Below are 24,993 nucleotides of genomic sequence, written 5' to 3'. Positions count from 1 at the left end.
ACTTTCGCTGTTTCGAAAACAAGTGTCAAGACGTCGAATCGTACACCGGAATAATGTTAGAATGGAAACAGAGGTGAAGTCGTATGAAATGGATCCATACGGCCGATTGGCATTTAGGAAAGATTGTCCACGGCCGCCACATGACAGAAGAACAACAACATATATTATTTGAGTCATTCTTACACATCGTCGACGAGGAGAAACCGGATGCCATCGTCGTCGCCGGTGATTTATATGACCGGGCCGTGCCGCCCGTCGAGGCCGTCGATCTTCTCGATGAGATGTGGCGTGCACTCGTTCTTGAGCGAAGCATCCCGGTGCTCGCCATCGCCGGTAATCACGATTCGGCCGAAAGGCTCCAATACAGCTCCAAATTGTTGACGAAAGTCGGTCTCCATATCGTCGGGAAATATGATTCGAGTGCTGGACCAATCGTCGTGAACGACATCCCGTTCTATTTGATGCCGTTCCTTGAGCCGGCGCGTATCCGTTACGCGTTCGGCGACGAGTCGATTCGGACCCATCATGACGCGCTCGCCGCAGTCGTCGACTCGTATGGGGCGATCGACGCACGAGCGGTCGCCGTCGGCCACAGTTTTGTCGCCGGCGGACTCGAGACCGATTCCGAACGGCAACTGTCCGTCGGGACGGCCGGGCAAGTCGCGAAAGGGCTGTACGACCCGTTCGGCTATACGGCGCTTGGACATTTGCATAACCGTGACGCCATCCGCGACGACCGCATCGCCTACAGCGGGTCGCTCATGAAATACTCGTTCTCCGAAGCGAGTCATGTGAAATCGGTCGACGTCATCGAGTGGGACGGGGCGTGGACACGCCGACGGCGCCCACTAAAAGCGCGACGTGACTTGCGCATCTTGACCGGGACATTGAACGAGTTACTCGACCCATCGTTTTATCAAGGCGAAGCCGTAGACGACTATCTGAAGATCGTCTTGACCGATGACCGTGCGTTGTTCGACCCGATGGCCAAACTTCGGACTGTCTATCCGAACATCTTGCATCTCGAACTTGAGTTGTTGCGTCGTCAAGACGAGACGTCCCGCTTCGAACGTGAGAAGCTCGAGCGGCAATCAGTCGAAGATGTATATATGGACTTCTTTAAAGCCGTCCACGGGCGTGAAGCCGATGCGACGGTTCAACGTTTCTTAGAAGGGGAGGAGTCGATTTGAGACCGGAACAATTGACCATCACCGCCTTCGGTCCTTACGCCGAGACGGAACAAATCGATTTTAAGCAACTCGAGGGCCGTTCGATGTTCGTCATCAGCGGCCGGACCGGCGCCGGCAAGACGACGATTTTTGACGCGATGACGTTCGCGCTGTACGGACGGGCCAGTGGGGCGCTCCGGAACGCCAGCGACTTCCGAAGCCAATATGCGGACCCGGAACGGAAGACCGAAATCGACTTCTCGTTCACGATTCGTGATGAACGGTACCGCATCGTCCGTCAGCCGCAACAACCGCATCCGAAAAACAAGACGCCGATTCCGCATGAAGCGGTGCTCTACGAATGGAAGGATGCATGGAAACCGCTTGCTACGAAAGTGAACGACGTCGAGCAGACGATCGAATCGTTGCTGCAGCTGAGTTATGAGCAGTTCAGTCAAATCTTATTGTTGCCACAAAACCAGTTCCGTCAGCTCCTCGATTCCGATTCGACGAAAAAGCAACAGATTCTCCAATCGATCTTCAAGACGGAGGCGTACCGTGCCTTCCAGGAAGACTGGATTGAACGTTACGGCAAGTACCGCAAACGAGTCGAATGGGCAATCGAGACGACGCGCTTAAAACTGTTAGAACTCGAAGATGAGGCTGTCGAAGACGTATCGACTCGCAACTTGCCTGAAATCGTGACGTGGCTCGATGCCCGGGAGGAGCGACTCTTGGCAGCGCGGGACACGCTACAGGAACAGCGCCGGACTGGTGAGAAACGGCTTGAAGCGCTGCGCCAAGACGTGAATCAGGCGACCGCGCTCGCCGAGTTGATGGAAGAGCGGGACGTGCGCGCGGCCGCGCTCCAGGCATTCCAACAAGCGGCAAAGGCGCGTGAACAGCGCCAGGCGCTCATCTTGCGACTTGAACAAGTGGCGAGCGTCAGTCCGCTCTATCAACGTACCGAAACGGTGCGTCACGATATCGAACGGTTGACCCGTGAACGTGATGTATCCCGTCAACGAGACGAAGGCTACACGAGACAGTTAGAGGCGTTGAAGGCAGAAGCAGAAGCCATCACGACCATGCGCCAGGAGGCAAACCAAGCCACAAGTCGCGTCAATGCGATTGACGAAATGTTGCCCTATGTCGATGAATGGCACCGGGCCACTAGACGTCGGGATGACTTGAAACGCCAGTTGGAGCCGCTCGGTCTGTTCTCAGAAGAAGCGCGTCTCAAGGAGCTCCAAGCGACCGAAAGCGAACTTGCGGCTAAGCTGGAACATGCACCGGCACCAGACCAACTCGTGGAGGCCGAACGGCTGTATAATCAGCTCCAGCAGCAGGCTCGCCTCGAGGCGAAAGTGGTAGAGGTCACGGAACGACTCAGTGCTTGTGAGCGCAACGGGAAAGACGTACAACGGCAATTCACCGCCCAGGCGGAACGGGTCGAGCAATTCGTCGAGGCCGAGCATGCGCGCATGGCCGACACGTTGCGCGATCATCTCGAAGCGGGGGAACCTTGTCCGGTCTGCGGTTCATTGACCCACGGACACGTTGAGCGAACGGGGACATCCATCGACCAAGCCGGTCATCGCTCAGCCATCGAGACACTGAAACGGATTGAGGCCGACCTGCATGAAGCTCGGGCGGATTATCGGGCGCTCAAACGCCAACTCGATGAGCTGATCCGTGAACGTGATCTCGCTCGACTCGAATTGAAGCTCGATGGTGCGGCTGACGTTGCGATGCAACACCAAGACGACCATGTCCGGCAGTTGCGTCAAGAAGCCGAAGATCGAAAACGGATGGAGCGTCTTTTGCGCGCGACCACGACCGAATTGAAACAACTCGAGACGGCCAAGCGTGTGCAGGCCGATGAGCGACAGAAGCTGTTCGAACAGCTACAAGCCGTGCAAGAGAAGCTTCAGTCGATGCGTCAACCGGATGGGACGACGTTAGAGATGTTGCAGACCGAGCGGAATCAGCTCGCGACGCGACTCGCTCACATCGAACGAAACGTGGAGACGTATGAACGTCGGCTTGAAGAATTGAATCGATTGAAGTGGGGGGAAGCGGAGCGACTCCGTCTCCTTGGCGAACAACTCGAGTTCGAACATGCTCGTCTTTCCGAAGCGACGGCTGAACTGGAGGCCGCTCTCGAGAAGGTCGAGTTGACCGAATCCGTGTTCATGGAGTACCGTGCACGCGTCGAGCAACTGCCCGAGCTACGTGAACGCCAAGCGACCGAGCTTGAGGAAGGTGTCCGACTCGAACACGCTGTCAAAGCGTTGAATGAGAAAATCGGGGACCGTCCGCGACCAAATCTCGAACAGCTCCAAGAACGGTTGCACGAGGAAATCCGTTCGACCGAAGCGTTGTCCGAACAGTTCGTGACGGCGGACGGCCAATTGAAACGCCATCGCCATATCGTCTCCGAATGGAACGCGCTCCGGGAGAAGACGGATGAAGATCAACGGAATCTTGAGACGGTCAAATTGATCGCCGACACAGGGCGGGGTTTGAATCCGCAAAAATTGACGTTCGAGACGTATGTGCAGACGGCGTTCTTCGATCAAATTCTCCATGCGGCCAACGTCCATCTCGCTCGGATGACGAGCGGTCAGTTCCAGTTGGAGCGAAAAATCGAGACGGCAAAAGGAAATGCCAAGTCCGGTCTCGAATTACTAGTCTTCGACGCCTATACCGGTCAGTCACGCCGGGTCCAAAACTTATCAGGCGGTGAAGGGTTCAAGGCTTCGCTCTCGCTCGCCCTTGGACTTGCCGAAGTCGTTCAACAACTGAGTGGTGGCGTCAGCCTCGAGACGATGCTGATCGATGAAGGCTTTGGGACGCTCGACGCCGAATCGCTTGACCAAGCGATTGAGCTCCTCATGTCGCTCCAATCGAGCGGACGGCTCGTCGGGGTCATCAGCCACGTCCAAGAATTGAAAGACCGGGTCGACGCCCGGATTGAAGTCAAGAAATCAAGGAGCGGGTCGACGATCCAGCTCATCGTGGAGTGAGACTTATGAAACATATGGAAACGAAAACAACGTTACTGACCCACCTGCAAGAGGCGGGCATTCGACGAGGGGACGCACTGTTCGTCCACACGTCACTTTCAAAACTCGGCTGGGTGTGCGGCGGTCCCCAGACGGTCATCGAGGCGCTCCAAGAAGCGGTTGGACCGGACGGGCTCATCATGATGGCGACCCAGAGCGGGGATAATTCAAATCCCGCTGAATGGGAAGCCCCACCGGTCCCGGTCGAATGGTGGCAGACCATCCGTGATGAGATGCCAGCATATGACCCTGCAAAAACAGCGACTCGAGGCATGGGTCGTGTCCCGGAGCTGTTCCGAACGTATCCGGACGTGTTTCGGAGCGATCATCCGATGTGGTCGGTCGCTGCGTGGGGGAATGGTGCCGAGAGAATCGTCTCGGGCCATACACTCGACGTCGGCTTCGGACCAGGGTCGCCGATTGAACGGATGATCGAGCGCGATGCGAAAATCTTACATCTCGGCTCACCGCTCGATGCGACGACGTTATGGCATTATGCTGAATATGGGATTGAGGGGCCGGTGAAGCCGTTCGAATGTGCGTTAGTGGAGAACGGTCAACGGGTGTGGAAATCGTTCGAGCATACCGACGTCAACAGTGACCCGTTCGGCGCCATCGGCGAGAATATCGTCAAGCGCACGGACGTCAAGACATTCACGATTCACGAGGCGACGTGTTACGTCATCCCGTCTGACACGTGGGAGCCGGTGCAACATGCGCTCGTCGCCTTACGGAGCTGGCTTCGGTGAGACGGCTGATGCGAACTATACTTAGAAGAGGGGCACTGCGATGAATCGTTGGGTCAAATATGTGGGAATCGCCGTCGGAGTGTTGGTTCTTGTCGCATTTCTTGCCGTCGTGGGCATCTCGGTCCATATCGGGGATCAATTGACGTCACCTGAACGGGAGACGTTGATGTATACCCCGAAGACGTTAGGCGTCAAATACGAGAATGTCACGATTGAAGCCGAAGATGGGCATGATTTATACGGGTGGTGGATTCCGCATCCGACGCCGAGAGCGACGATTGTGTTCGCACATGGCTACGGGAAAAACCGGGAGCAGTCCGACTTGCCGCTCAAAGAATTGATTCCGGAGTTCCATGAGCAGGGGTATCAGTTTTTAACGTTTGATTTTCGCGGCTCCGGTATTTCAGAAGGGGACCGTGTGACGGTCGGGGCGAAAGAACAAGCTGACCTTGCTGCCGCTATCAATTACGCGAAAGAGCGCGCGGACGGGCCGATCGTCTTATATGGAGTCTCGATGGGAGCTGCGACGGCGCTCGCGACGGCTGATGATACCGAAGTTTCGGCCGTGATCGCCGATAGCCCGTTTAGTGACCTCCGCGGCTATCTCGAGACGAATCTCCCGATATGGAGCGATTTGCCGAACTTCCCATTCACACCGGTCATCATGACGGTGACGCCGTGGTTCACGGGACTCGATGCCGATTTGGTCAAACCGATTGATGATATCGCTCAAATCGAGGCACCGGTGTTGTTGATTCATAGTCAAGGCGATGATGCCATCCCAGTGAGTGAGAGCGAGCAATTGGCCGCGGCCGGAGAGGATGTCGAACTGTGGGTGACCGAGAATGATGGGCACGTGCAGTCGCACCGCTCGTTCCAGACCGAATATCGTCAGACGGTATTCGAGTTTTTAGAGCGCGTGTTGTAAGTGAGGGGCGCATAAAGCGCTCCTTTTTTGTTATGATTAATTATGAAAAGGAAAGAAAGAAGGTTTGTTCATGGATGTCACAGCATTATTATCGTTTCTACTGCTCGGAACGCTCATCGGGATTTTGAGCGGATTCTTCGGCATCGGGGGCGGGATCTTACTCACGCCGCTCCTGCTCGTCTTCGGATACGAGGCGAGTGCGGCCATCGCGCTCAGTCTGATGCTCACGCTCGGGTCGACGACGGCCGGTACGATCTCCCATCTTAAATTAAAGAACGTCAATCCGAAACATGCCCTCATGATTGGCGCCTTCGGTGTCGTCGGGACGTGGGTGGCGACGCCGCTCGTGTTCTATCTCGAGACGCTCGACGGTGCGAAGCCGGTCATCTCGCTCGCCTATATCGCGCTGTTGACGTACTTCGCCGTCTCATTCTTCCGGTCGAAGCAACATGAAGAAGGAAGTGTCGGCTCGGAATCAGTCCCACGCCTCGGTTTTATCGGTCTATTCGGCGGATTCATCTCGTCACTCATGGGTGTCAGCGGCGGGTTCGTCTTGACGCCACTCCAGGTCAAACTGCTCAATACGGAAATGAAACGAGCTGTCGGGACGAGTATCGCTGCGGCGTTCCTCATCGTCGTCTCAGGCGTGATCAACTATGCCGTCGCCGGGGCCGATGCGAACTATTGGCATGGTATCGCGCTCATCGCAGGGGCGATGATTGGCTCGCCAATCGGGGCGAAGCAGTTGCAGCGGTTCAGTTCGCAACTCGTCAAGAAGGCGCTCGGTGGCTTCTATGTTGCTGTCGCCATCAGCGTAGGACTTAACTTGCTCGGCTTCAACGACATCTCGCTCGGACTGCTCGTCGTCCTCGCGCTGTCGTTCATCGTTGCGCTATTCATCCGGCCTCGTTCGAAGTGATGAAAATCCTCGTCTATGGACGGGGTTTTTCTTTTAAAAAAGGCACGCTGAAGCGCACTAAAAAACCCCGTCCGAGGACGAGGTTCTAACGTCTAGCGATATGATCAATGTTTTCTTGAATCTCTTCGACTTTGCTCTTCGCTTCACGCAAACGTCGTTCGAACGCTTCGGTGTCGCGTTTCTCACGTTGCGGCTCGTCTTTCACGCGACGCTGTCCTTTCGGGGAGCGATGGATATGGGTCGCTTTCATCAAGCGCTTTTTAAACGTTGAATCGCTCATCAGGACACCCCCTTCCATACTATATACGTTCCACATCTTCTTTCCGATGAAACGTTTGAACGTTCACGAGGCGAGAGTTCTGCGCATTTGCGGGTTCGTCGAGACTTTATAGGCGATGGCTGCGGCTAGGATGGCTTTGATTAGGTCGCCGATGATGAATGGGATATTCACCTTCAGCGCGTCGATGAACGTCATGCCGAACACGGCTTGGAGACCGAGGCTGCCGACTACATAGACGAAACCGAGGCCGATCAGGATGTTATACGCGACGAGAGCGGGGAACGAACGATGCCGTTCCGATAACCAACCGATCAAAAAGGCAGCAATCGGGAAGGCGATCAAGTAACCGACCGTCGGACCGACGAACGGGGCGAGCCCGCCCGAACCACTTAAGACGGGTAGACCGATCAAGCCGAGCAGTAAGTAGACGACGACGGCGAGCCCGCCTTTTTTGGCGCCGAGGACGGAAGCGACCGTCATGATGCCGAGCATTTGAAGGGTGATCGGAACGGGGCCAATCGGGATGGCAATGGAGCCGATACTTGCGAGCAAGGCGGCACCGATGGCGACTTGTGTCAAATCATGAATTCTCACTATGTAAACCTCTTTTCTGTTAACGTTGACTAAAATTAGGTTAACATCATTTGTTCTGCCTGACAAGCAATAAATGAGGACCTGGTCGCAAAATGACCGGGTCCTCATCGTTTAGGCATATGTCGGTAGTTTTCCTTTCGCTTCTGTCAGTTGAATCCGAACTGAGTCAAAGCCCGTCCCGCCGTAACTGTTGCGACGTTTGACGGCCGTCACCGGTGAAAGTGCCTCGTACACATCCGATTCAATCAACTCAGAGTGGGTTTGATACGTCTTGAGCGGTAATTCTGATAAATACAGACGTTGGTCGATACAATAGCGGACGAGCGTGCCCGTCACTTCATGGGCCTCACGGAACGGCATCCCTTTCGCCGTCAAATAGTCGGCGAGTTCGGTCGCGTTCGAGAAATCGCGCTCGGTCGCTTGTTTCATCGTGTCAGTATGGAACGTCATGTTTTGAATCATACCGGCCATGATGCTGAGGCTACCCTGTACCGTTTTTACTGTGTCAAACATCCCTTCCTTGTCTTCTTGCAGATCTTTGTTATAGGCGAGCGGTAATCCTTTCATGAGGGTGAGCAGACCCATCAGATTGCCGACGACACGACCTGACTTTCCGCGGACGAGTTCGGCCATGTCCGGGTTCTTTTTCTGTGGCATCATGCTCGATCCCGTGGAGAACACGTCAGAGATCGTGATGAACCGATACTCTTCGCTGCTCCAAAGGATCAACTCCTCACAGAAACGCGACAAGTGCATCATAAGCAGTGACGCATTCGATAAAAATTCCAAGATGAAATCACGGTCGCTGACGGCGTCGAGGCTGTTCGGATACACGTTTGCGAATCCAAGTAATTCGGCCGAACGGTGGCGGTCAATCGGGAACGTCGTCCCGGCGAGGGCCCCGGCACCGAGCGGGCTCATATCGATCCGTTTCAAGCTGTCACTGAAGCGTTCCTTGTCACGCTCGAGCATCCAGAAGTACGCGAGCAAGTGATGGGCGAGCGAGACCGGCTGGGCCCGTTGCAAGTGCGTGTAACCCGGCATGATCGACTCGACGTTGTGAGCGGCATGGTCATAGAGTGCCGTCTGCACTGCCTCGATTCCGTCAATCGTCTCGAGGACGCGGCGCTTCAAATACAGGTGCATGTCGGTCGCGACCTGGTCGTTTCGGCTACGGGCCGTGTGCATCTTACCAGCGACCGGCCCAATCTCGTCATGCAAGAGCGCCTCAAGATTCATATGGATGTCTTCATGGAAGACGTTGAACGTCAACTCGTCCGCTTGTGCCTTCTTGGCTAGCGTTTTTAACCCCGCCACGATTTGCGCGACCTCGTCCGCTGTCAAAATGTGTTGCTCCCCGAGCATCGTCACGTGGGCGATGCTCCCTTCAATATCTTCTAACACGAGCTGGGCGTCGAAATGAATCGAAGCGCCGAACTCGTCGACCCATTCACTCGCCGTCTGTTCGAACCGACCGCCCCATAGTTTACTCATGGACGGTCATCCCTTTCTCGGCGAGCACTTCCGCTTGCACTTTTGTCGGTAATCCCCAAAGTTTGATAAAACCGACGGCGGCTTGTTGGTCGAACGTGTCGGCCGACGTGTACGTCGCGAGCTCTTCATCATAGAGCGAGATTGGCGACTTCCGTCCGTCGACGATGGCTTGCCCCTTGAACAGTTTCATCCGGACCGTACCGGTCACAGTTTGTTGCGTCTCATCGATGAAGGCGAAGAGTGCTTTCGTCAAGGGTGAGTACCAGAGACCGTTGTAGATCATCTCCGTCAACTTCTGTTCGACGATCGGTTTGAAATGGGCGACTTCACGGACGAGCGTGAGCGCCTCGAGCGCTTGGTGTGCCGTGATGAGCGTCATCGCACCCGGTGCCTCGTACACTTCCCGTGATTTGATGCCGACGACCCGGTTCTCGATATGGTCGATTTTTCCGATGCCGTGTGCCCCGGCGACGATATTGAGTTGCTCAAGAATCGCTGTGAACGTCGCCGCTTGTCCGTTGATGGCGACTGGGATCCCGGCATTGAATTCAATCTCGACATACGTCGGTTCATTCGGTGTGTCTTCGAGCTGTGCCGTCAACTCGTAAGCACTCGCTGGTGGAGCGACCCAAGGGTCCTCGAGGATGCCGCATTCGACGGCCCGCCCCCAAATGTTTTGGTCGATCGAGAACGGCTCTTCTAGGACGATTGGGATTGGAATACCGTGCTCGGCCGCATAGGCGATCTCTTCTTCCCGCGACCATTTCCACTCCCGGACCGGGGCGATGATTTCAAGCGACGGGTCGAGCGCATGAATCGACACCTCGAACCGGACTTGGTCATTCCCTTTCCCCGTGCATCCGTGGGCGACGGCGACAGCGCCTTCTGCTTGTGCGACCTCGACTAGCTTTTTCGAGATGAGCGGGCGCGATAGGGCAGAGACGAGTGGATAAACGCCTTCATACATCGTATGTGCCTGCATCGAATAACGGGCGAAATCGTTGACGAACTCATCGACCGCATCGATGACGACCGATTTGACGGCCCCGACTTTGAGTGCCTTCTGTTTGATGCGCTCTAAGTCTTTCCCTTCACCGACGTTCAAACAGCAGGCGATGACATCATATCCTTGTTCATCCAACCATTTGATTGCGACCGATGTGTCAAGTCCACCGGAATAAGCGAGTACGAGTTTTTGTTTCATTTCTTACACCCCTTGTACATAATTATTCATATAAATTTATAAATATACGAATTAGTCTAACGGATGCATCCATGCAAAGCAACCTTTTTTGGCAAGAAAAAAAGAATCACTTGGGAGAGTGATCCTTCATTGGACGATTTCGAGCTCGGGCATCCACTGTGACATATGTTCACTTGTGGCCTCGAACAGCTCAGGCTTGGCCGACTGTAATGGCACGACCTCGAACGGACCGTCAGCGATTGAGCGACGGGTGAACGTCGGATAGAACATCGGGTTGGCGAGTTCGAACGTCGTCTCATCCGCCTCGACCGTTTTGATGACCTCGATGCCGACGATGCCACCTGTATTTCGGTCGTCACCTTGTTGACCGGATAGGAAATTTCCGAGCGAGTAGGCGACGAAGGTCCGATTGCCTTCAGCGCCATCCACCCAGGCGACCGGTTGGAGGACGTGAGGATGGTGTCCGATGATGATGTCGACCCCGAGGTCGGACAGTTGTTGGACGAGTGTCTGTTGCGCCTCGTTCGGAACCGTCTCGTATTCATTGCCGAAATGAAGCGAGACGACCGTGAGATCAGCCGTTTGCTCGGCTGCTTCAATCTCAGGAGTCATCGCCTCAAGGTCAATATAGTTGACGTGATACGGTTGTTTCGGAACGACACCATTCGTGCCGTACGTATAGGCGAGAAACGCGAACGAGATGTCATTCTCGGTCAACGTCCGGATCTCGGCTTTGTCCGCTTCTGATAAGAACGAACCAGTGTACGGCATACCGATCTCATTCCAGTGCGCAATCGAATTCTCGATGGCCGTGACACCCCGGTCAAGCGTGTGATTGTTCGCCGTCGTCACCAAGTCGACGCCAGCGTCTTGGAGCGCATCACCGACCTCATACGGACTGTTGAAGGCGGGATAACTTGATAACCCCATCTCACTGCCACCGATCATGCTCTCTTGGTTAGCGATGGCGATGTCGGCCTCGGTCAGAATCGGAGTGATCGGTTCGAAGGCGGCGATGAAATCATAGCCGTCGCCGCTCTTCGCGGCATTATATACACTGTCGTGTAACAAGATATCGCCAATCGCATAGAGTGACGTCGTCGTCACGACGGGTTCCGGCTCTTCCGGAACAGGCGCCGGCTCCTCCGCCTCGATCTCTGGTTTCGTGGTCTCCGTTTGCTCCATAGACGTTTCGACGTCAGCGGTCGCACAGCCGAACAAGAGAAGGAAGGGCAAGGTCAATATGGCTTGTTTATATGGGAGTACTCGTTTCAACAGACGTGTCACTTCCTTTCGTGTGGTTCAAACGATTCTACTCAACTTTATTCGCCGTGGAAATAGAATGTCCTTGTCAGGGCACAAAAAAAAGTACCAGGCTATAGTAGCATGGCACTCCGATTGTTAAATTCGTTCGGTTTTCAAGATATGTTCCATTTCCTCGAACTCGTTCGTGATGATTGTGCTCGGTGGAGGTGTCATCAGACTGACGATATAAATGGCGAGGCTCGACAAAAAGAACGCTGGAATCATCTCATACATCCCACCAATAGTCCCGAACCAACCGGCGGCGAAGTTTTTCCAGACGATGACGACGAATGCCCCGACGAGCATACCGGCGAGCGCCCCTTGACGCGTCGTCCGTTTCCAGAACAGGCTGAACAAGATGAGTGGACCGAACGATGAGCCAAAGCCGGCCCAGGCGTAACCAACCAAGTTCAAGATCGTATCGTCCGCCCCGAATGCGAGCCAAATCGAGATGAGCGATACGAGGATGACGGTAATCCGGCCGACCATGACGAGCTCACGGTCGCCGGCGTCTTTCCGGAAAAACTTTTGATAGAAGTCTGTCGTCGCGGCACTCGATGAGACGAGGAGCTGTGACGAGATGGTCGACATGATCGCCGCGAGCAACGCCGCGAGCAAGACGCCAGTGATAAGGTCGATAAATAATAAATCAGAGAGATTGATAAAAATGTTTTCTGGGTTATCGATCTCAAGTCCACGCTGTGTATAATAGGCGAGGCCGAACAGACCGGTCGCCATCGCGCCGACGACAGTGAACAGCATCCACGAGATGCCGATGCGTCGTGCCTTCTTGATGTCCTGCAACTTCTCGATCGCCATGAATCGGACGATGATGTGTGGTTGCCCGAAGTAACCGAGACCCCAGGCGAAAAGGGAGACGATGCCGATGAGTGACTGGCCGGTCAGCGGATCAAGCAGCGCCTCATCGATGTCGCCAATCGTCTGGAAGGCGGTGCTCACCCCGTCGGTCGCCGTGATGGCGATGGCTGGGACGATGATGAGGGCGAACAACATGATGAGTCCTTGGACGAAGTCCGTCCAACTGACCGCCAAAAATCCTCCGATGAACGTATAGATGATGATAATCGAAGCCAAAATCAAGACACCGGTCCCGAAATTGATATCGAAGACGGCTTCGAACAAGCGACCGCCGGCCACAAACCCGCTCGTGGCATAGAGCGTGAAAAAGATGAGCGTTACAGCCGCCGAGAACGTTCGTAGCGTACCGCGTGAATCTTTGAATCGTTTCTCGAAAAAGTCGGGAATCGTGATGGCATCTTCGGACAAATACGAATACGTTCGAAGCCGCGGTGCGACGAGCAGCCAGTTCAGATAAGCGCCGATCGTCAACCCGATGACGATCCATCCGCTCGAAAGACCGGTCGCGTACATGGCACCGGGCAAGCCCATTAGTAGCCAGCCACTCATGTCCGATGCACCGGCCGACAAGGCGGCGACGGCAGGACCTAGACCACGTCCTCCAAGCATATAGTCGCCGATGCTCTCTGTCCGCCGATAGGCGATGATGCCGAGTAACACCATGAGCGCCATGTAAACGGTGATGGATATTAAAATCCCGTTCATAAAACATCCCCCTCAATCATGATGAAAACGCATTCAATCTTTATGGTGTGCACCATGACAAAATTTTGTCACAAAATTGAATCAAGTGCACGATATTATTGGAGGATTGACCAAATAATCAAATTATTTAGCGAAGCAAGAGGTCAAATGGTCATTGACGAGGCCGGTCGCCTGCAGATGGGCATAGATGGTCGTCGGTCCTAAAAATTTGAAGCCGCGACGCTTCAAGTCTTTGCTGATTCGGTGAGAGAGTTCGGTCGTGGCAGGGATTTCTTCAATCGCGGTCCATTCGTTATTGAGCGTCTCCCCATCGACGAACGACCAAATATAGGCATCGAGCGTCCCGAATTCTTGCTGAATCTCGATGAAGCGTTTGGCGTTATTGATCGACGCCTCGATTTTACGGCGATTCCGGACGATGCCGGGATTGTTTAGCAATCGTTCCATATCTGTTTCATCGAACAAGGAGACCGCTTCGACATCGAAGTCAGCATAGGCGTCCCGGTAATTGTCGCGCTTTCGTAAAATCGTGATCCAACTGAGGCCGGCTTGGGCGCTCTCGAGCGTCAAACATTCGAAGTGTTTCTGATCGTCATGGACGGGTTTTCCCCATTCCTCGTCGTGATAGCGGACATATATGGGGTCTGTTCCGCACCACGAACAACGTATCGGTTCGGTCATGAGCATTTCCTCGCTTTCGTTCAAGTACTTCATTTTAGCATGTCAGGACGGTTATTGTTGTAAAGGTGACGGGTATAATAGGAGATATTGGAGGGGGAATGATATGAGAGAGTGGATGATTCAGGTCATTGAACAGTTCGGTTATTTTGGTATCGCGTTCATGATCTTTATTGAAAACGTGTTCCCGCCGATTCCTTCAGAGGTCGTGCTCTTGTTCGGCGGGTTCTTCGCGGTGAAGACCGATTTGAATGTCCCGCTCGTCATCTTCGCTGCGACGGCAGGCGCTATTTTAGGGGCCGTATTGTTGTACGGGATCGGTTTATATTTAGATGTCGAACAGATTGAAAAATGGACGAAGAAATACGGCAAATGGATTCGGCTTGATATTGCTGACGTTCGGCGGGCAGATGCTTGGTTCGACAAATATGGGGGCTGGATGGTATTCTTCGGCCGCTTGATGCCCGTCGTCCGGAGCTTGATCTCGTTACCGGCCGGGATGTCGAATATGCCGTTTGTGAAGTTCTTGTTGCTCAGCACGGCCGGAACGGTCATTTGGAACACGATCCTCATCTATATCGGCATCCGTGTCGGTGAGAATTGGGAAGCAATCTTACGATATTTAGATGTATATTCGTACGCGATTTACGGGTTATTAGCTGTCGGCCTGATTGTGTTTATCATCTGGCGCAAGAAACGGAAGAAAAGAAAGTCGAAACAAGCCTCATCGTTTTGATGAATGAAAGAGGACCTTCACGTGAAGGTCCTCCTTGGTGTTCAATCATTGATCCTCTTTATTTTTTGTCTCATCGGGAAGTACTTTCTCCAGTTTTTCTTCCGTCTTGGCTGCAAGATTTTCCGAAAAGCGGAACAAGACGATACCGACGATGGCCGAGACGAAGATGTAAAGGCCGACAAACAAGTTAATTGCGCCGTTTGACAAGGCGGTAAAGAGGATGGAGAACTCTCCACGAGGGGCGAGGGAGAAGCCGGCCTCGTTCGCCTGAACTCGCGTCAAGCCATACATTCGACCGCCAACGCGGCCGACAATCCACTTCGACAGAACCCCCCAAATAATTAGGACGAAGAAGAGCGTATTGATGATAACCCCTTGCTCGAGATTGATCGAGATTCCGAATGAGATGAAGAAAATCGGTAAGAACAAATCGCGAACCGGTACGGTCAATCGTTTCAGCGGACGGACGTCGTGAATGCCCGCGAGCATGATGCCGGCGATGAACGCCCCGAGAATCTCGGACAGTCCAAATACCATGCCGATTCCGGCGAATAAGAGAATCAATCCGATCAAGCCGATGCTCGCATCATCTTGTCGCAGTAGATGTTTAGCAATCTTCGGCTGTTTCTTGATGAAGCGCGATCCGATGAAAAGCAACACGCCGAAGATGAGGAAACCGGCGAACACTTTCCCGATATCTGTGACCTCGATTGCTTCTTCCTGGATGATGAACGGGGCGACGGTCAAGATGAGCGGGGCAACCATGTCTTCAAAAATCAGCAACGCCAAGACGAATTCTTTCACATCTTCATGTTTGTCCGCGTGCCGCTCGAGCAGACGTGCAGAAATCGACGAACTCGTCGCAAACAAGACGGCACCGATTAAAAACGATTGGGAGAAGTCGAGTCCGAACAGCATGGCGATTCCGACCGTGACCCCGAAGGCGAGCACGATGTCGAGGACACCTGCCTTCCATACCCGCTTGAGACGCTCCATCAACTCTCCGAGTGGGAACTTTAACCCGAGTAAAAAGAATAAGAGAATAATCCCGATTTCGCCGGCAATTTTAAAGACCTCGTTTCCGTCCCAGAAGAAGCCGACGGCGACGCCGATGGCGATAAAGGCAAGAATACTTGGAAAGAATAACCGCTCGATGATGAGGCTGAGCACGGATATGGCGGTTAGCGCCAGACCGAACAAGACAATCATATTCAGCTCCATACGTCACCTCCTGAACCTGAAAGTCGCGGCGGTCGACGGGTCAGTCCCGGTTCCATTGATACTCCATCCCGACCGATTCGGGGCGCGAATAGTCAAACCCGAATTGCCGGTACAATCCATCAGCTGGGATATCTGCAATCAAACTGATGATGGCCGTCTCGTCGGCTTCCTGTAAAATCCAGTCCATCAACTGCTCCATAATCAATTTTCCGAGTCCGAGCCCTTGGCACTCCGGGTCGACGACGATATCGACGAGATGAAACACCATGCCGCCGTCCCCGACGACGCGGCCCATTCCGACCATCGTGTCATCTTTATATAAACAAACGCCATATAGCGTATTGGCTAGCCCTTTCGCCGTCCCCGAGTCGGAACGCTTTGGCATACCCGCTTTGACGCGAAGGCGTTGATGTTCCTCCGGTGTCGGTGTCTCGATTCGTACATCTACCTCATTGACCATGTCGCTACTCCCTCTCTCCATAAGTTAAAATTATTTTCCCGCTATATTGAATCGGTAAACCTTGATTTCCGCCTCATCTTGTTCAGATAATGAAGACATAAAATGGAAGAAAGGACGTGCCCGTATGATAGAAGGTCAAACGATTTTACCCGCGCTCCGAGACATGCGAGACCTCGAGACGTTTGTGAAAGGACCGTTCAAGGTGGGGGTCCTGCTCGAAGTACACGTGGGCCGGCTCGATGCCGTGTTTCAGTTGCTAGCGGCCCATGACAAGCAAGTATTTGTCCATCTCGATTTGATTCAAGGGTTGAAGGCGGATGAATATGCGACCGAGTACATTTGTCAGACGTATCGTCCGTACGGGATCATCTCGACGAAAGGCAGCGTCATTATAAAGGCGAAACAAAAGCAAGTCAAAACAGTTCAGCGCTTATTCTTGATTGATTCGAACTCGCTCGAAAAAAGTTATCGTCTCATCAACCGTACCCAGCCGGATTATATCGAAGTGTTACCTGGCCTTGTTCCGAAGTTTATCCGGTCTGTGAAGGAAACAACGAAGATTCCGGTTTTCGCCGGCGGCTTGATTTCGTCATCTGAAGAAGTCGAGGCCGCCCTCGAGGCCGGGGCGACGGTCGTGACGACGTCTGATCAACGTCTTTGGACGATTGGATAGGACTCGTTTTGATCAAATCGGGGTATTTGATGTTGCAGGAGGGATGAATATGAAACAGACCATGATTATTACCGGTGTCAGTCAAGGAATCGGGCGGGAACTAGCCCGTCATTTTAGCAGTGAATATCGCGTCATCGGGCTTGATATCGATACGGACCCTAAGCTTGACGGAGTGACGTTCCACCAGATGGACCTAGGGAATCATCAAGATGTGGCCCGTGTGTTCACGGAGATTCAGCAAGAAGTCGGCACCGCCCACGTGCTCATCAATAACGGTGGCGTGTCGTCACTTACCAAACCGATGACTGAACTCGATGTCGAGACGTTTAAACACGTGATTGACGTCAACCTCGTCGGTACGTTCGCTTGTTCGAAAGCGTTTTTAACTTTAAATGAAGGGGCTGATTTCGGCCGTATCATCAACGTGGCCTCGACCCGCGCGCTTCAGAACGAGGCCGATTGGGAAGCATACGGCGCCTCAAAAGGCGGGATCGTTTCGTTGACCCAGTCGATGGCGGTCTCTTTGGCTGAGCGACCGATCACGGTGAATGCAATCAGTCCCGGATGGATCCATACCTCGGAAGAAGCCCTTCGTGACATCGACCACGCGCAACATCCCTCGGGACGGGTCGGTACGCCGATGGATATCGTCCGGGCTGTCTCCTATTTGAGCGATGAGAAAAATGATTTCGTCAATGGTCATAACTTGATCGTCGACGGGGGCATGACGAAAAAGATGATTTATGAACCGTGAACTGCTCACCATTTATTTGCTTCGCAACCTGAAGTGGCAGCTTCTTAGGAAGACCATGCTTCGAGTAGACGCGGTTGTGGACCAAACTGGGACTTCATGGGCCTTGTATATTAGATGATTGAGGAATTATCTAATCGAACGACATTGCAGTCAGAAGAGATCGTCGCGTGGCTCGAGTGAAATGATTGTCAAGTGACCTTAAACGTGATATATTCGTCGTGAACATAAAAAGGGGAGTAGCGACCACGAATGTGGTCGGTGGGTCGTCATTACGGTGCAATGCACTCGGTCCATCGAGCTTCTTACCAAGTCCGCGAGACCTTTTTATGGATGCTTATTCGGCGTCCATAAAAAGGTCTTTTTTGATTTTTTTGAAAAGGGGAGATACAGGAATATGGTATTCATTTACTTCATTTTGGCTGCTGCACTCACCGTGTATGCCGCCATGAAACTTTCGACTTACGCTGACGTCATCAGTGAGAAGTCGACAATGAGCGGGATGCTCGTCGGGACCGTGTTACTTGCCGGTGCAACATCATTGCCGGAAGTGACGACGAGCGTATCAGCCGTCATGATCAACAATCCGGATATCGCCATCGGAAACATGCTCGGGTCGAACTTGTTCAATATCTTCATCTTGGCGATGTTCGATCTATTCTATCGTCAGAAACGATTGTTCAATGAGGCGAGCCGAGACCATCTCTATACGGCCGGTCTCGGTCTCATGTTGACGCTCGTCACGATGATCGCCCTCATCGTCCGCATCGACTTCACAATTCTCGGAATTGGAATCGACGCCTTATTAATTGCCGGATTGTACGCGATTGGGATTTATTATATCGGTAAGCGCCCGCAACAACCTGCCGTCGAGCGGGAAGCTGTAAACGAGTCCGTACAAGAAGTCGGCGCCAGTGCGACAAGTTCGATCACGGTCAAACGTGCGGTCATCGGTTTCATCATTGCCGCACTCGTCATCATGGCGGCTGGGACGGCGCTCTCGGTGCTAGGTGATCAAATCGCCGTCGTCACGGGCCTCGGTTCGAGCTTCGTCGGTAGCTTCTTAATTGCCGCGACGACCTCGCTTCCGGAAGCGGTGTCTGTATTCGTCGCTTTAAAACTCGGTAACGTCAACTTGGCGTTCGGCTCGATTTTGGGAAGCAACATCTTCAATATGCTCATCATCGCGATGTCGGACGTGTTTTACCGCAACGGTTCGATTCTGGCCGACGTGTCGGCGTCTCACTTGGTGACAGCGATTGGGATTACCATCTTGTCGGTGCTCGTCATGTATACGCTCCTACGTAAAGACGTGACGTCAAAACTGCGTTACATCTTGCCGTCAGTGCTCGTCGTGCTCGTCTACTTCGCTTCGTCTTACTTCATCTTCGTCGGTTAATCTGGCACGGTGTCCTCCGAGACACCGTGTTTTTTGTTTACTTTGATTCGAGGAATCACTTTTCGTCGTCTTGGGTATAGAAGGAGGGAAGGAGGGGTGGCGATGCAAATGCATTCCGTGGAACTTCTTGATGATTACGTCATACTAATCCCCGCATATAACCCCGATCAGGCGCTCGTCACACTTGTCCGGGAGTTGAAAGAAAAAGGATTTGTGCATCTGTTCGTCGTGAACGATGGGAGTGCCGAGACGTCCCGTCCGATTTTTGATGAAATCCGAAAGTCGGTAACGGTGCTCGAGCATGCTCGGAATCAAGGGAAAGGTGCGGCATTGAAAACTGGGATTCGGCATGTCGTTCAGCATTTCCCTAGAACGAACGGGGTCATCACGGTCGATGCGGATGGCCAACATCTGCCGGCTGACGTCTTAAAGTTGTATGAAGAAGGCGTACGTTGGCCCCACCATTTGATTATGGGCTGTCGTGATTTTTCCGGGTCCGATATCCCATTCCGGAGCCGGTTCGGGAATCAGATGACGCGCGGTGTCATGTTGCTCGGCAGCGGTCTCCGTCTGAAAGACACGCAGACCGGGCTGCGGGCGATCCCGCTCCGGTACGCGGAACAATTGCTCGATGTACCGGGGAACCGTTACGAGTTTGAGATGAACATGTTGACGTTCACGAAACGATTGCAAGTCCCGATCCATCAGACACCGATTCAGACCGTCTATGTGGCCGAGAACGCCTCGTCCCATTTCCGGCCGGTAATCGATTCGATTCTCATCTACCGTATGTTTTTGGCGTATTCCTTATCTTCGATTGCCTCGTTCCTGTTAGATATCGGGTTCTATGCATTATTCGTCTATTTGTTGAATCCTTGGTTCGAGACGACCCACGTCTTGATTGCGACAGTCGTGGCCCGCATCCTGTCATCGCTGTTCAATTATTTCATTAATCGGAAAGTCGTATTTCATTCGAAGGCAAGTCGGGCGATGCCGAAATATTTCGGACTCGTCGGATTGCAGATGGCACTGTCGGCCGGTCTTGTCTATGCGCTGTTCTATGTCGTCCGCGACGGTGAAGTGTGGATTAAAGTGTTCGTCGACAGCTTCTTGTTCGTAATCAGTTATTATGTCCAAAAAAAATGGATTTTTAAACGCTAACAGGCCAAGACGCTCGTCTTGGCCTGTCTGGCATGCATTTTGTTCAATAAGCGAGTTTTCCGAGCTTGACCGATGTGTACCGGTGCAGTTCACGCGGGTCATGAATCCCGGTCTTCTGCATCATATCACGCATGAGCAACGCACAGACACGGGCATCCTCGGCCGCGTCATGATGGACGAAAGGTACGTTCAAATATTCGGCCATCGTGTTCAGCTTATGGTTCGGGAGCCCAGGATACAGTTTTCTCGACAGCTTGACGGTACAACCATATTCGATGGTCGGAAACGTATATAAATCGTATTTGGCGATCGCTTTCTTGAATGCGCCCATGTCGAACGAAGCGTTATGCGCCATGACGAGGTCGACATCCCTGAGCGTCGGATAAAGCTGTTCGAGCACTTCGGGCAGAGCCGGGGCGTCCCAGACGTCGCTCGGCCGGATGCCGTGAACGCGGATGTTGCCGGCATCGAAGTCTTCCTCCGGATTGACGAGCAGTTGGTTCGTTTCGATGATTTCACCGTCGACGAGCAGGCTCCACCCGACAGAGCAGATGCTCCGGCTATCGCGGTTTGCCGTCTCGACGTCGATGGCTAGAATTGAATGTGACATAATCGTTCCCTTTCTCATAAAACAAGTATAAAAAAAGTCTAACATATCGTTAGACTAAAAAGCGATTATGCGGCTACCAAGTGCCGGCACGCCTCGGCACAGCGTAGACACGCTTCGGCACAGCGTTGGCAATGGTCGTGCAAGTGACGGCCACATTCGACGGCGCACGTGTCGCACACTTGGGCGCAAAGTGCACCGATCGGTTTGGTGAAAGCCGAATCGGTCTCGAGCGCATTCAAGGCGAGCGCACACACTTCCGAACATTCTTTCGTCAGTCGGATACACTCGGCGACCATTAACAAGTCTTCTTCTTGTAAGCATTTTGAGAAACAATGATTGCTTGCCCGCATACAGTCGATGACGGCTAAAATGGTCTCTTCGACAGAGGCTCGGTCCATGATAAGTCCCCCTTAGAATAATGATGTCTTACAATCATTACCCGCTACCAGGTGACTTAAACCGAACGGAGACGCAAAAAAAGTCACCGCTCAAATGAGTGGTGACTTCGATAATGGAGCATAGCGGGCTCGAACCGCTGACCTCCACGCTGCCAGCGTGGCGCTCTCCCAGCTGAGCTAATGCCCCGTTCGAAAATTATTATATCATCCTAGTAAAACATTTGGCAATGGCTAATTTTAATTTTTTTCGTACAAAGTTTAATCAGTGCTAAACATGGGGAAATCAAAAATGATGTTATACTACGAAAGCAGGTGTCATCCATGGAAATGATTTTACTCGCACTCCTGCCTGCCTTGATGTGGGGGAGCATACCGCTCATCGTATCGAAAGTCGGCGGGAAGCCGATTCAACAGTTAATCGGAACGACGATCGGGGCGATGGTGATGGCGGTCATCATCGCACTCGTGTTCAACCCTGAGTTCACGACGCTCGCGATTGTGACCGGCTTCATCTCTGGCGTTTTCTGGGCGCTCGGGCAGTATTTACAGTTCCAATCATTTCAAATTCTAAGCGTCTCGAAAGCGATGCCGATTAGTACCGGCATGCAGCTGCTTGGTACATCATTGTTTGGTGTCATCGTCCTTGGTGACTGGAAGACGACGACCGAGTTGTGGCTCGGCTTTTCTGCGCTCGTGTTGATTATCATCGGGGCGGCACTGACGTCATACCAACAACAAAAAGATGGCGATAGCAGCGGCGCCTTGAAAAAAGGGTTGCTCGTCCTGCTCGTGTCGAGCATCGGTTACGTGACGTATGCCGTTCTCACGAACTATTTCGAGGTCGACGGGATCACGGCCATCTTGCCGCAATCGATCGGGATGTTCGTCGCGGCGCTGTTGTTCAGCCTGCGTGAGAAAGATGTGAAGAAGTTCGACCCAAGGACGTTCAAAAACATCTTGGCCGGGATCGCCTGGGGGATCGGGAACTTCGGGCTGTTCGTGTCGAGCGGTGAGGTCGGCATTGCGACGTCATTCGCCTTGTCCCAATTGAACGTCGTCGTGGCGACGCTCGGCGGGATTTATCTATTGAAAGAAGAGAAGACGACGAAAGAACGTGTCTTCGTCTTTATGGGTATCGGCCTCATTGTCGTGGCCGGATTCATGCTCGGAATCGCTAAAAGCTAAAAGACGGGTCAGACGACCCGTCTTTCGCTTACCAGGCTTGTTCGATGAATGCGTCACGCCCAGATTTTTTCCGGTCCTCTTTATAGTGGGCCGGATTTTTTTTATGGAAGTCTTGATGATATTCTTCGGCTGGATAGAACGTGTCGGCCGGTAAGATCTTCGTGACGATCGGCTGCTTAAAACGTCCGCTCGCCGCGAGCGCGTCGCGACTCTGTTCTGCTTTCACGCGTTGTTCTTCCGTATGATAGAAGATGGCTGGTGCATATTGGCTGCCGCGGTCTTGGAACTGGCCGCCGTCATCGGTCGGGTCGGTCTGAATCCAATATAGTTCGAGCAGGCGCTCATAAGCGAACAGCGTCGGGTCGAACGTGATCTCGACGACCTCATAGTGGCCGGTCGTCCCTGTCTTCACTTGTTCATACGTCGGGTTGTCGACGTGACCTCCCGTATAGCCGGATACGATCGACTCGATGCCAGGTTGTTCCTCGAACGGCGTCACCATGCACCAAAAACACCCACCTGCGAATGTTGCTTTCTCCATTAGTAAATCCCCCTCATGTTCATTCCCAAAAAAGCGCCCATGTCATCGACATGAGCGCTTCGTCATATCGGCCAAGGCAATCGCCTTGCTGGTAGTAGCACCTTGCCGTAGCAGGTTGCTGTGAAGTCATAGAGCCAGGTCTCTCGTTCACTCAAGATATCGATATGTAGTTGGTGACAGCATCATACCATCAGATTTAAAGCGGCGTCAACGGTTTGGCTTGCGTCGAAGTTGGAGCAAGGTGGCACCGATGATCAAGATGACGAGAACGACCGAGACGGGCGTCGAGTATGCTTCTCCTTTGGCATATAGTTGTAAAAAGAATAGGGCGAAGACGGCCAGTAAAACGAGCACATAAGAACGGTTCATGGTAACCTCCCTTTTCTAACAGTGTAACAAGTTACAGATTTGTTGGCGATGAAAAACAGGAAATCATGTGTCGATAGCGAATACCATCGAGTGACCAAAGGAGGAATCAACATGACTGACACATTTGATTTTATGGAACTCGATATCGAGACCGCCCATCGCGGCTATAAAGAAGGGACGTTCACGGCGCGTGACGTGACGGCCTACTATTTGATCCGGATCGCCCAATTCAACGACAAGCTGAGGGCGGTCATCCAAGTGAATCCGGACGCGTTGTTCGAGGCTGAAGCGGCCGATCGGGCCTTCCGTCGCGGAGTACGCTTGCCGCTGCTCGGCATCCCAGTGCTTATTAAAGACAATGTGGAGACGGATGGACTGATGAAAACGACGGCTGGGGCCGTCGCTCTCGCGCATCACTTCGCCGGCCGCGACGCGCATCTCGTCCAAAGCCTGCGCGCGAGCGGAGCCATCATCCTCGGGAAAGCAAACTTGTCGGAATGGGCCAATTTTTTGACAGAAGGCATGCCGAACGGCTGGAGCGGCGTCGGTGGTCAGACGCTCAATCCATATGGGGATAAGCTCGATGTCGGAGGCTCGAGCTCCGGTTCGGCATCAGCGGTCGCAGCAAATTTGACACTGCTCGCTGTCGGTAGCGAGACGAGCGGTTCCATCATCCATCCGAGCGTACATAATGGCATCGTCGGTATCAAACCGACCGTCGGCCTGATCAGCCGGAGTGGCATCATCCCGATCTCGCGGTCTCAAGACACAGCGGGACCGATGGCGCGTACGCTCGAAGACGCCGTACGGGCACTCGAAGTGATGGTCGGGGAAGACCCGACGGACCCGGCGACACTCAACCTCCCGGCCGGTCCGCCGTATCGGACGTGCCTCGATGAACGCCAAGCGGTCGGAATGCGTGTCGGGGTCGTCAAGGCCGATTTATCGGAAGAAGAACAGTCGCTATACGGGGAGGCAATCGAGCTGTTGAAACAGAGCGGAATCGACCTTGTCGAAGTCGAACTGCCCGCCCATGATACGCTCGACCAAGGCGATATTCTGTACCACGAGTTCAAACTCGGGATTGAGGCGTACCTCGCCTCGACGACGCTCCCATACGAGACGCTGTCGGATTTAATTGACTGGAACAATGAGCATCCGGAGACGATTCCGCACGGACAGAAGACGTTCGAGAAGGCGGACGAGCTGTCGGGACGTCTCATCGAGGCGGCCTATTTGACGCGTCGGCTCGATGACGTGCGTGACGCTAAGACGGACGGCCTTGACCGTCTATTGAATGAACAGCGGTTGCATGGGCTCGTCTTACCGCATGATTACAATTACGACATGGCCGCAAAAGCAGGGCACCCGACCATCACAATCCCGTATCGCTTGAAAGCGAGCGGGGCCCCGTTCGGCTTGTCGTTCACGGGGACGAGCTATGCCGAACGCGACTTGATTCGTCTCGCTTATGCGTTCGAGCGTCACGTGACACGTCCCGTCCCACCGTTATAAGA

At 53.3% G+C, this 24,993-nt stretch carries 25 protein-coding genes, 1 tRNA gene and 1 riboswitch; of the genes, 12 read left to right on the top strand and 14 right to left on the bottom strand.

What is annotated here, in order from left to right; all coding sequences use genetic code 11:
• Nucleotides 1–83: 83 nt before the first annotated feature.
• The 5 genes from DPV68_RS08205 (at nt 84) to DPV68_RS08185 (ending at nt 6,833) form a co-directional block, all read left to right on the top strand.
• Complete coding sequence (locus DPV68_RS08205; protein WP_114166273.1) at nt 84–1,190, top strand: exonuclease SbcCD subunit D; 1,107 nt, start codon at nt 84–86, stop codon at nt 1,188–1,190.
• Nucleotides 1,187–4,198, top strand: a complete 3,012-nt coding sequence (locus tag DPV68_RS08200) for an AAA family ATPase (protein WP_114166272.1) — start codon at nt 1,187–1,189, stop codon at nt 4,196–4,198. The genes DPV68_RS08205 and DPV68_RS08200 overlap by 4 nt, the downstream gene beginning before the upstream one ends.
• A gap of 5 nt (nt 4,199–4,203) precedes the next feature.
• Nucleotides 4,204–4,986: an AAC(3) family N-acetyltransferase gene (locus DPV68_RS08195; protein WP_114166271.1), complete on the top strand. Its 783-nt coding sequence runs from the start codon at nt 4,204–4,206 to the stop codon at nt 4,984–4,986.
• Nucleotides 4,987–5,026: 40 nt separating this feature from the next.
• The gene (locus tag DPV68_RS08190) at nt 5,027–5,914 is read left to right on the top strand and encodes an alpha/beta hydrolase (RefSeq protein WP_114166270.1); all 888 of its coding nucleotides are present in this window, start codon (nt 5,027–5,029) and stop codon (nt 5,912–5,914) included.
• Nucleotides 5,915–5,984: 70 nt separating this feature from the next.
• Nucleotides 5,985–6,833, top strand: a complete 849-nt coding sequence (locus DPV68_RS08185) for a sulfite exporter TauE/SafE family protein (protein ID WP_114166269.1) — start codon at nt 5,985–5,987, stop codon at nt 6,831–6,833.
• An 85-nt stretch (nt 6,834–6,918) separates the two neighbouring features.
• On the opposite strand, the gene DPV68_RS08180 is transcribed toward DPV68_RS08185, so the two are convergent.
• From DPV68_RS08180 to DPV68_RS08150, 7 genes are all read right to left on the bottom strand, one after another.
• Nucleotides 6,919–7,113: a hypothetical protein gene (locus DPV68_RS08180; protein ID WP_114166268.1), complete on the bottom strand. Its 195-nt coding sequence runs from the start codon at nt 7,111–7,113 to the stop codon at nt 6,919–6,921.
• A 63-nt stretch (nt 7,114–7,176) separates the two neighbouring features.
• A complete protein-coding gene (locus DPV68_RS08175; protein ID WP_114166267.1) occupies nt 7,177–7,707 on the bottom strand; it encodes a biotin transporter BioY in 531 nt (176 codons plus the stop codon).
• A 111-nt stretch (nt 7,708–7,818) separates the two neighbouring features.
• Nucleotides 7,819–9,201, bottom strand: coding sequence for an argininosuccinate lyase (argH, locus tag DPV68_RS08170; RefSeq protein WP_114166266.1), 1,383 nt, complete (start codon nt 9,199–9,201; stop codon nt 7,819–7,821).
• Nucleotides 9,194–10,405: an argininosuccinate synthase gene (locus tag DPV68_RS08165; RefSeq protein ID WP_114166265.1), complete on the bottom strand. Its 1,212-nt coding sequence runs from the start codon at nt 10,403–10,405 to the stop codon at nt 9,194–9,196. Before DPV68_RS08165 ends, argH begins: the two co-directional genes overlap by 8 nt.
• Nucleotides 10,406–10,531: 126 nt before the next feature.
• Nucleotides 10,532–11,680 carry a CapA family protein gene (locus DPV68_RS08160; protein ID WP_232819562.1) on the bottom strand — a complete coding sequence of 383 codons (1,149 nt, stop codon included), beginning with the start codon at nt 11,678–11,680 and terminating at the stop codon, nt 10,532–10,534.
• A 126-nt stretch (nt 11,681–11,806) separates the two neighbouring features.
• Nucleotides 11,807–13,294, bottom strand: a complete 1,488-nt coding sequence (putP, locus tag DPV68_RS08155) for a sodium/proline symporter PutP (RefSeq protein ID WP_114166264.1) — start codon at nt 13,292–13,294, stop codon at nt 11,807–11,809.
• Between the two features lie 123 nt (nt 13,295–13,417).
• Nucleotides 13,418–14,008: a DNA-3-methyladenine glycosylase I gene (locus DPV68_RS08150; RefSeq protein ID WP_370447072.1), complete on the bottom strand. Its 591-nt coding sequence runs from the start codon at nt 14,006–14,008 to the stop codon at nt 13,418–13,420.
• A gap of 70 nt (nt 14,009–14,078) precedes the next feature.
• On the opposite strand from DPV68_RS08150, the gene DPV68_RS08145 reads away from it, so the two are divergent.
• The gene (locus tag DPV68_RS08145) at nt 14,079–14,708 is read left to right on the top strand and encodes a DedA family protein (RefSeq protein WP_114166262.1); all 630 of its coding nucleotides are present in this window, start codon (nt 14,079–14,081) and stop codon (nt 14,706–14,708) included.
• Between the two features lie 45 nt (nt 14,709–14,753).
• Here the strand turns inward: DPV68_RS08145 and DPV68_RS08140 are convergent, their stop codons facing one another.
• Nucleotides 14,754–15,929, bottom strand: a complete 1,176-nt coding sequence (locus DPV68_RS08140; protein ID WP_114166261.1) for a cation:proton antiporter — start codon at nt 15,927–15,929, stop codon at nt 14,754–14,756.
• 40 nt (nt 15,930–15,969) lie between these two features.
• A complete protein-coding gene (locus tag DPV68_RS08135; RefSeq protein WP_114166260.1) occupies nt 15,970–16,389 on the bottom strand; it encodes a GNAT family N-acetyltransferase in 420 nt (139 codons plus the stop codon).
• A gap of 124 nt (nt 16,390–16,513) precedes the next feature.
• On the opposite strand from DPV68_RS08135, the gene DPV68_RS08130 reads away from it, so the two are divergent.
• From DPV68_RS08130 to DPV68_RS08115, 4 genes are all read left to right on the top strand, one after another.
• Nucleotides 16,514–17,062 carry a glycerol-3-phosphate responsive antiterminator gene (locus tag DPV68_RS08130; protein WP_114166259.1) on the top strand — a complete coding sequence of 183 codons (549 nt, stop codon included), beginning with the start codon at nt 16,514–16,516 and terminating at the stop codon, nt 17,060–17,062.
• 49 nt (nt 17,063–17,111) lie between these two features.
• The gene (locus DPV68_RS08125; RefSeq protein ID WP_114166258.1) at nt 17,112–17,816 is read left to right on the top strand and encodes an SDR family NAD(P)-dependent oxidoreductase; all 705 of its coding nucleotides are present in this window, start codon (nt 17,112–17,114) and stop codon (nt 17,814–17,816) included.
• A gap of 394 nt (nt 17,817–18,210) precedes the next feature.
• Nucleotides 18,211–19,212, top strand: coding sequence for a sodium:calcium antiporter (locus DPV68_RS08120; RefSeq protein ID WP_114166257.1), 1,002 nt, complete (start codon nt 18,211–18,213; stop codon nt 19,210–19,212).
• 102 nt (nt 19,213–19,314) lie between these two features.
• Nucleotides 19,315–20,373, top strand: coding sequence for a bifunctional glycosyltransferase family 2/GtrA family protein (locus tag DPV68_RS08115; protein ID WP_114166256.1), 1,059 nt, complete (start codon nt 19,315–19,317; stop codon nt 20,371–20,373).
• A gap of 43 nt (nt 20,374–20,416) precedes the next feature.
• Here DPV68_RS08115 and DPV68_RS08110 read toward each other — a convergent pair whose 3' ends face one another.
• The 3 genes from DPV68_RS08110 to DPV68_RS08100 form a co-directional block, all read right to left on the bottom strand.
• Entirely contained in the window at nt 20,417–20,983 is a 567-nt protein-coding gene (locus DPV68_RS08110; RefSeq protein WP_114166255.1) for a 3'-5' exonuclease, read from the bottom strand.
• 65 nt (nt 20,984–21,048) lie between these two features.
• Nucleotides 21,049–21,381, bottom strand: a complete 333-nt coding sequence (locus DPV68_RS08105; protein WP_114166254.1) for a four-helix bundle copper-binding protein — start codon at nt 21,379–21,381, stop codon at nt 21,049–21,051.
• A 114-nt stretch (nt 21,382–21,495) separates the two neighbouring features.
• Nucleotides 21,496–21,568 (bottom strand) — tRNA-Ala (locus DPV68_RS08100).
• Nucleotides 21,569–21,702: 134 nt separating this feature from the next.
• Here DPV68_RS08100 and DPV68_RS08095 point away from each other — a divergent pair.
• Nucleotides 21,703–22,566 carry a GRP family sugar transporter gene (locus tag DPV68_RS08095; protein WP_114166253.1) on the top strand — a complete coding sequence of 288 codons (864 nt, stop codon included), beginning with the start codon at nt 21,703–21,705 and terminating at the stop codon, nt 22,564–22,566.
• 28 nt (nt 22,567–22,594) lie between these two features.
• Here DPV68_RS08095 and msrA read toward each other — a convergent pair whose 3' ends face one another.
• Together msrA and DPV68_RS14975 are read right to left on the bottom strand one after the other, a co-directional pair.
• Nucleotides 22,595–23,107 carry a peptide-methionine (S)-S-oxide reductase MsrA gene (gene msrA, locus DPV68_RS08090; RefSeq protein WP_114166252.1) on the bottom strand — a complete coding sequence of 171 codons (513 nt, stop codon included), beginning with the start codon at nt 23,105–23,107 and terminating at the stop codon, nt 22,595–22,597.
• Nucleotides 23,108–23,169: 62 nt separating this feature from the next.
• A riboswitch (SAM riboswitch) is annotated at nt 23,170–23,270 on the bottom strand.
• Nucleotides 23,271–23,314: 44 nt separating this feature from the next.
• A complete protein-coding gene (locus DPV68_RS14975; protein WP_198662277.1) occupies nt 23,315–23,476 on the bottom strand; it encodes a hypothetical protein in 162 nt (53 codons plus the stop codon).
• Between the two features lie 111 nt (nt 23,477–23,587).
• Here DPV68_RS14975 and DPV68_RS08085 point away from each other — a divergent pair, with 111 nt between their 5' ends.
• Complete coding sequence (locus DPV68_RS08085) at nt 23,588–24,991, top strand: amidase family protein (protein ID WP_114166251.1); 1,404 nt, start codon at nt 23,588–23,590, stop codon at nt 24,989–24,991.
• The last annotated feature ends 2 nt before the right edge of the window (nt 24,992–24,993 follow it).

This window comes from Exiguobacterium sp. TNDT2, assembly GCF_003331145.1.
Classification (GTDB): domain Bacteria; phylum Bacillota; class Bacilli; order Exiguobacteriales; family Exiguobacteriaceae; genus Exiguobacterium.
Note: the sequence above shows the minus strand (reverse complement) of the source record. Positions and strands in the feature narration are given on the sequence as shown.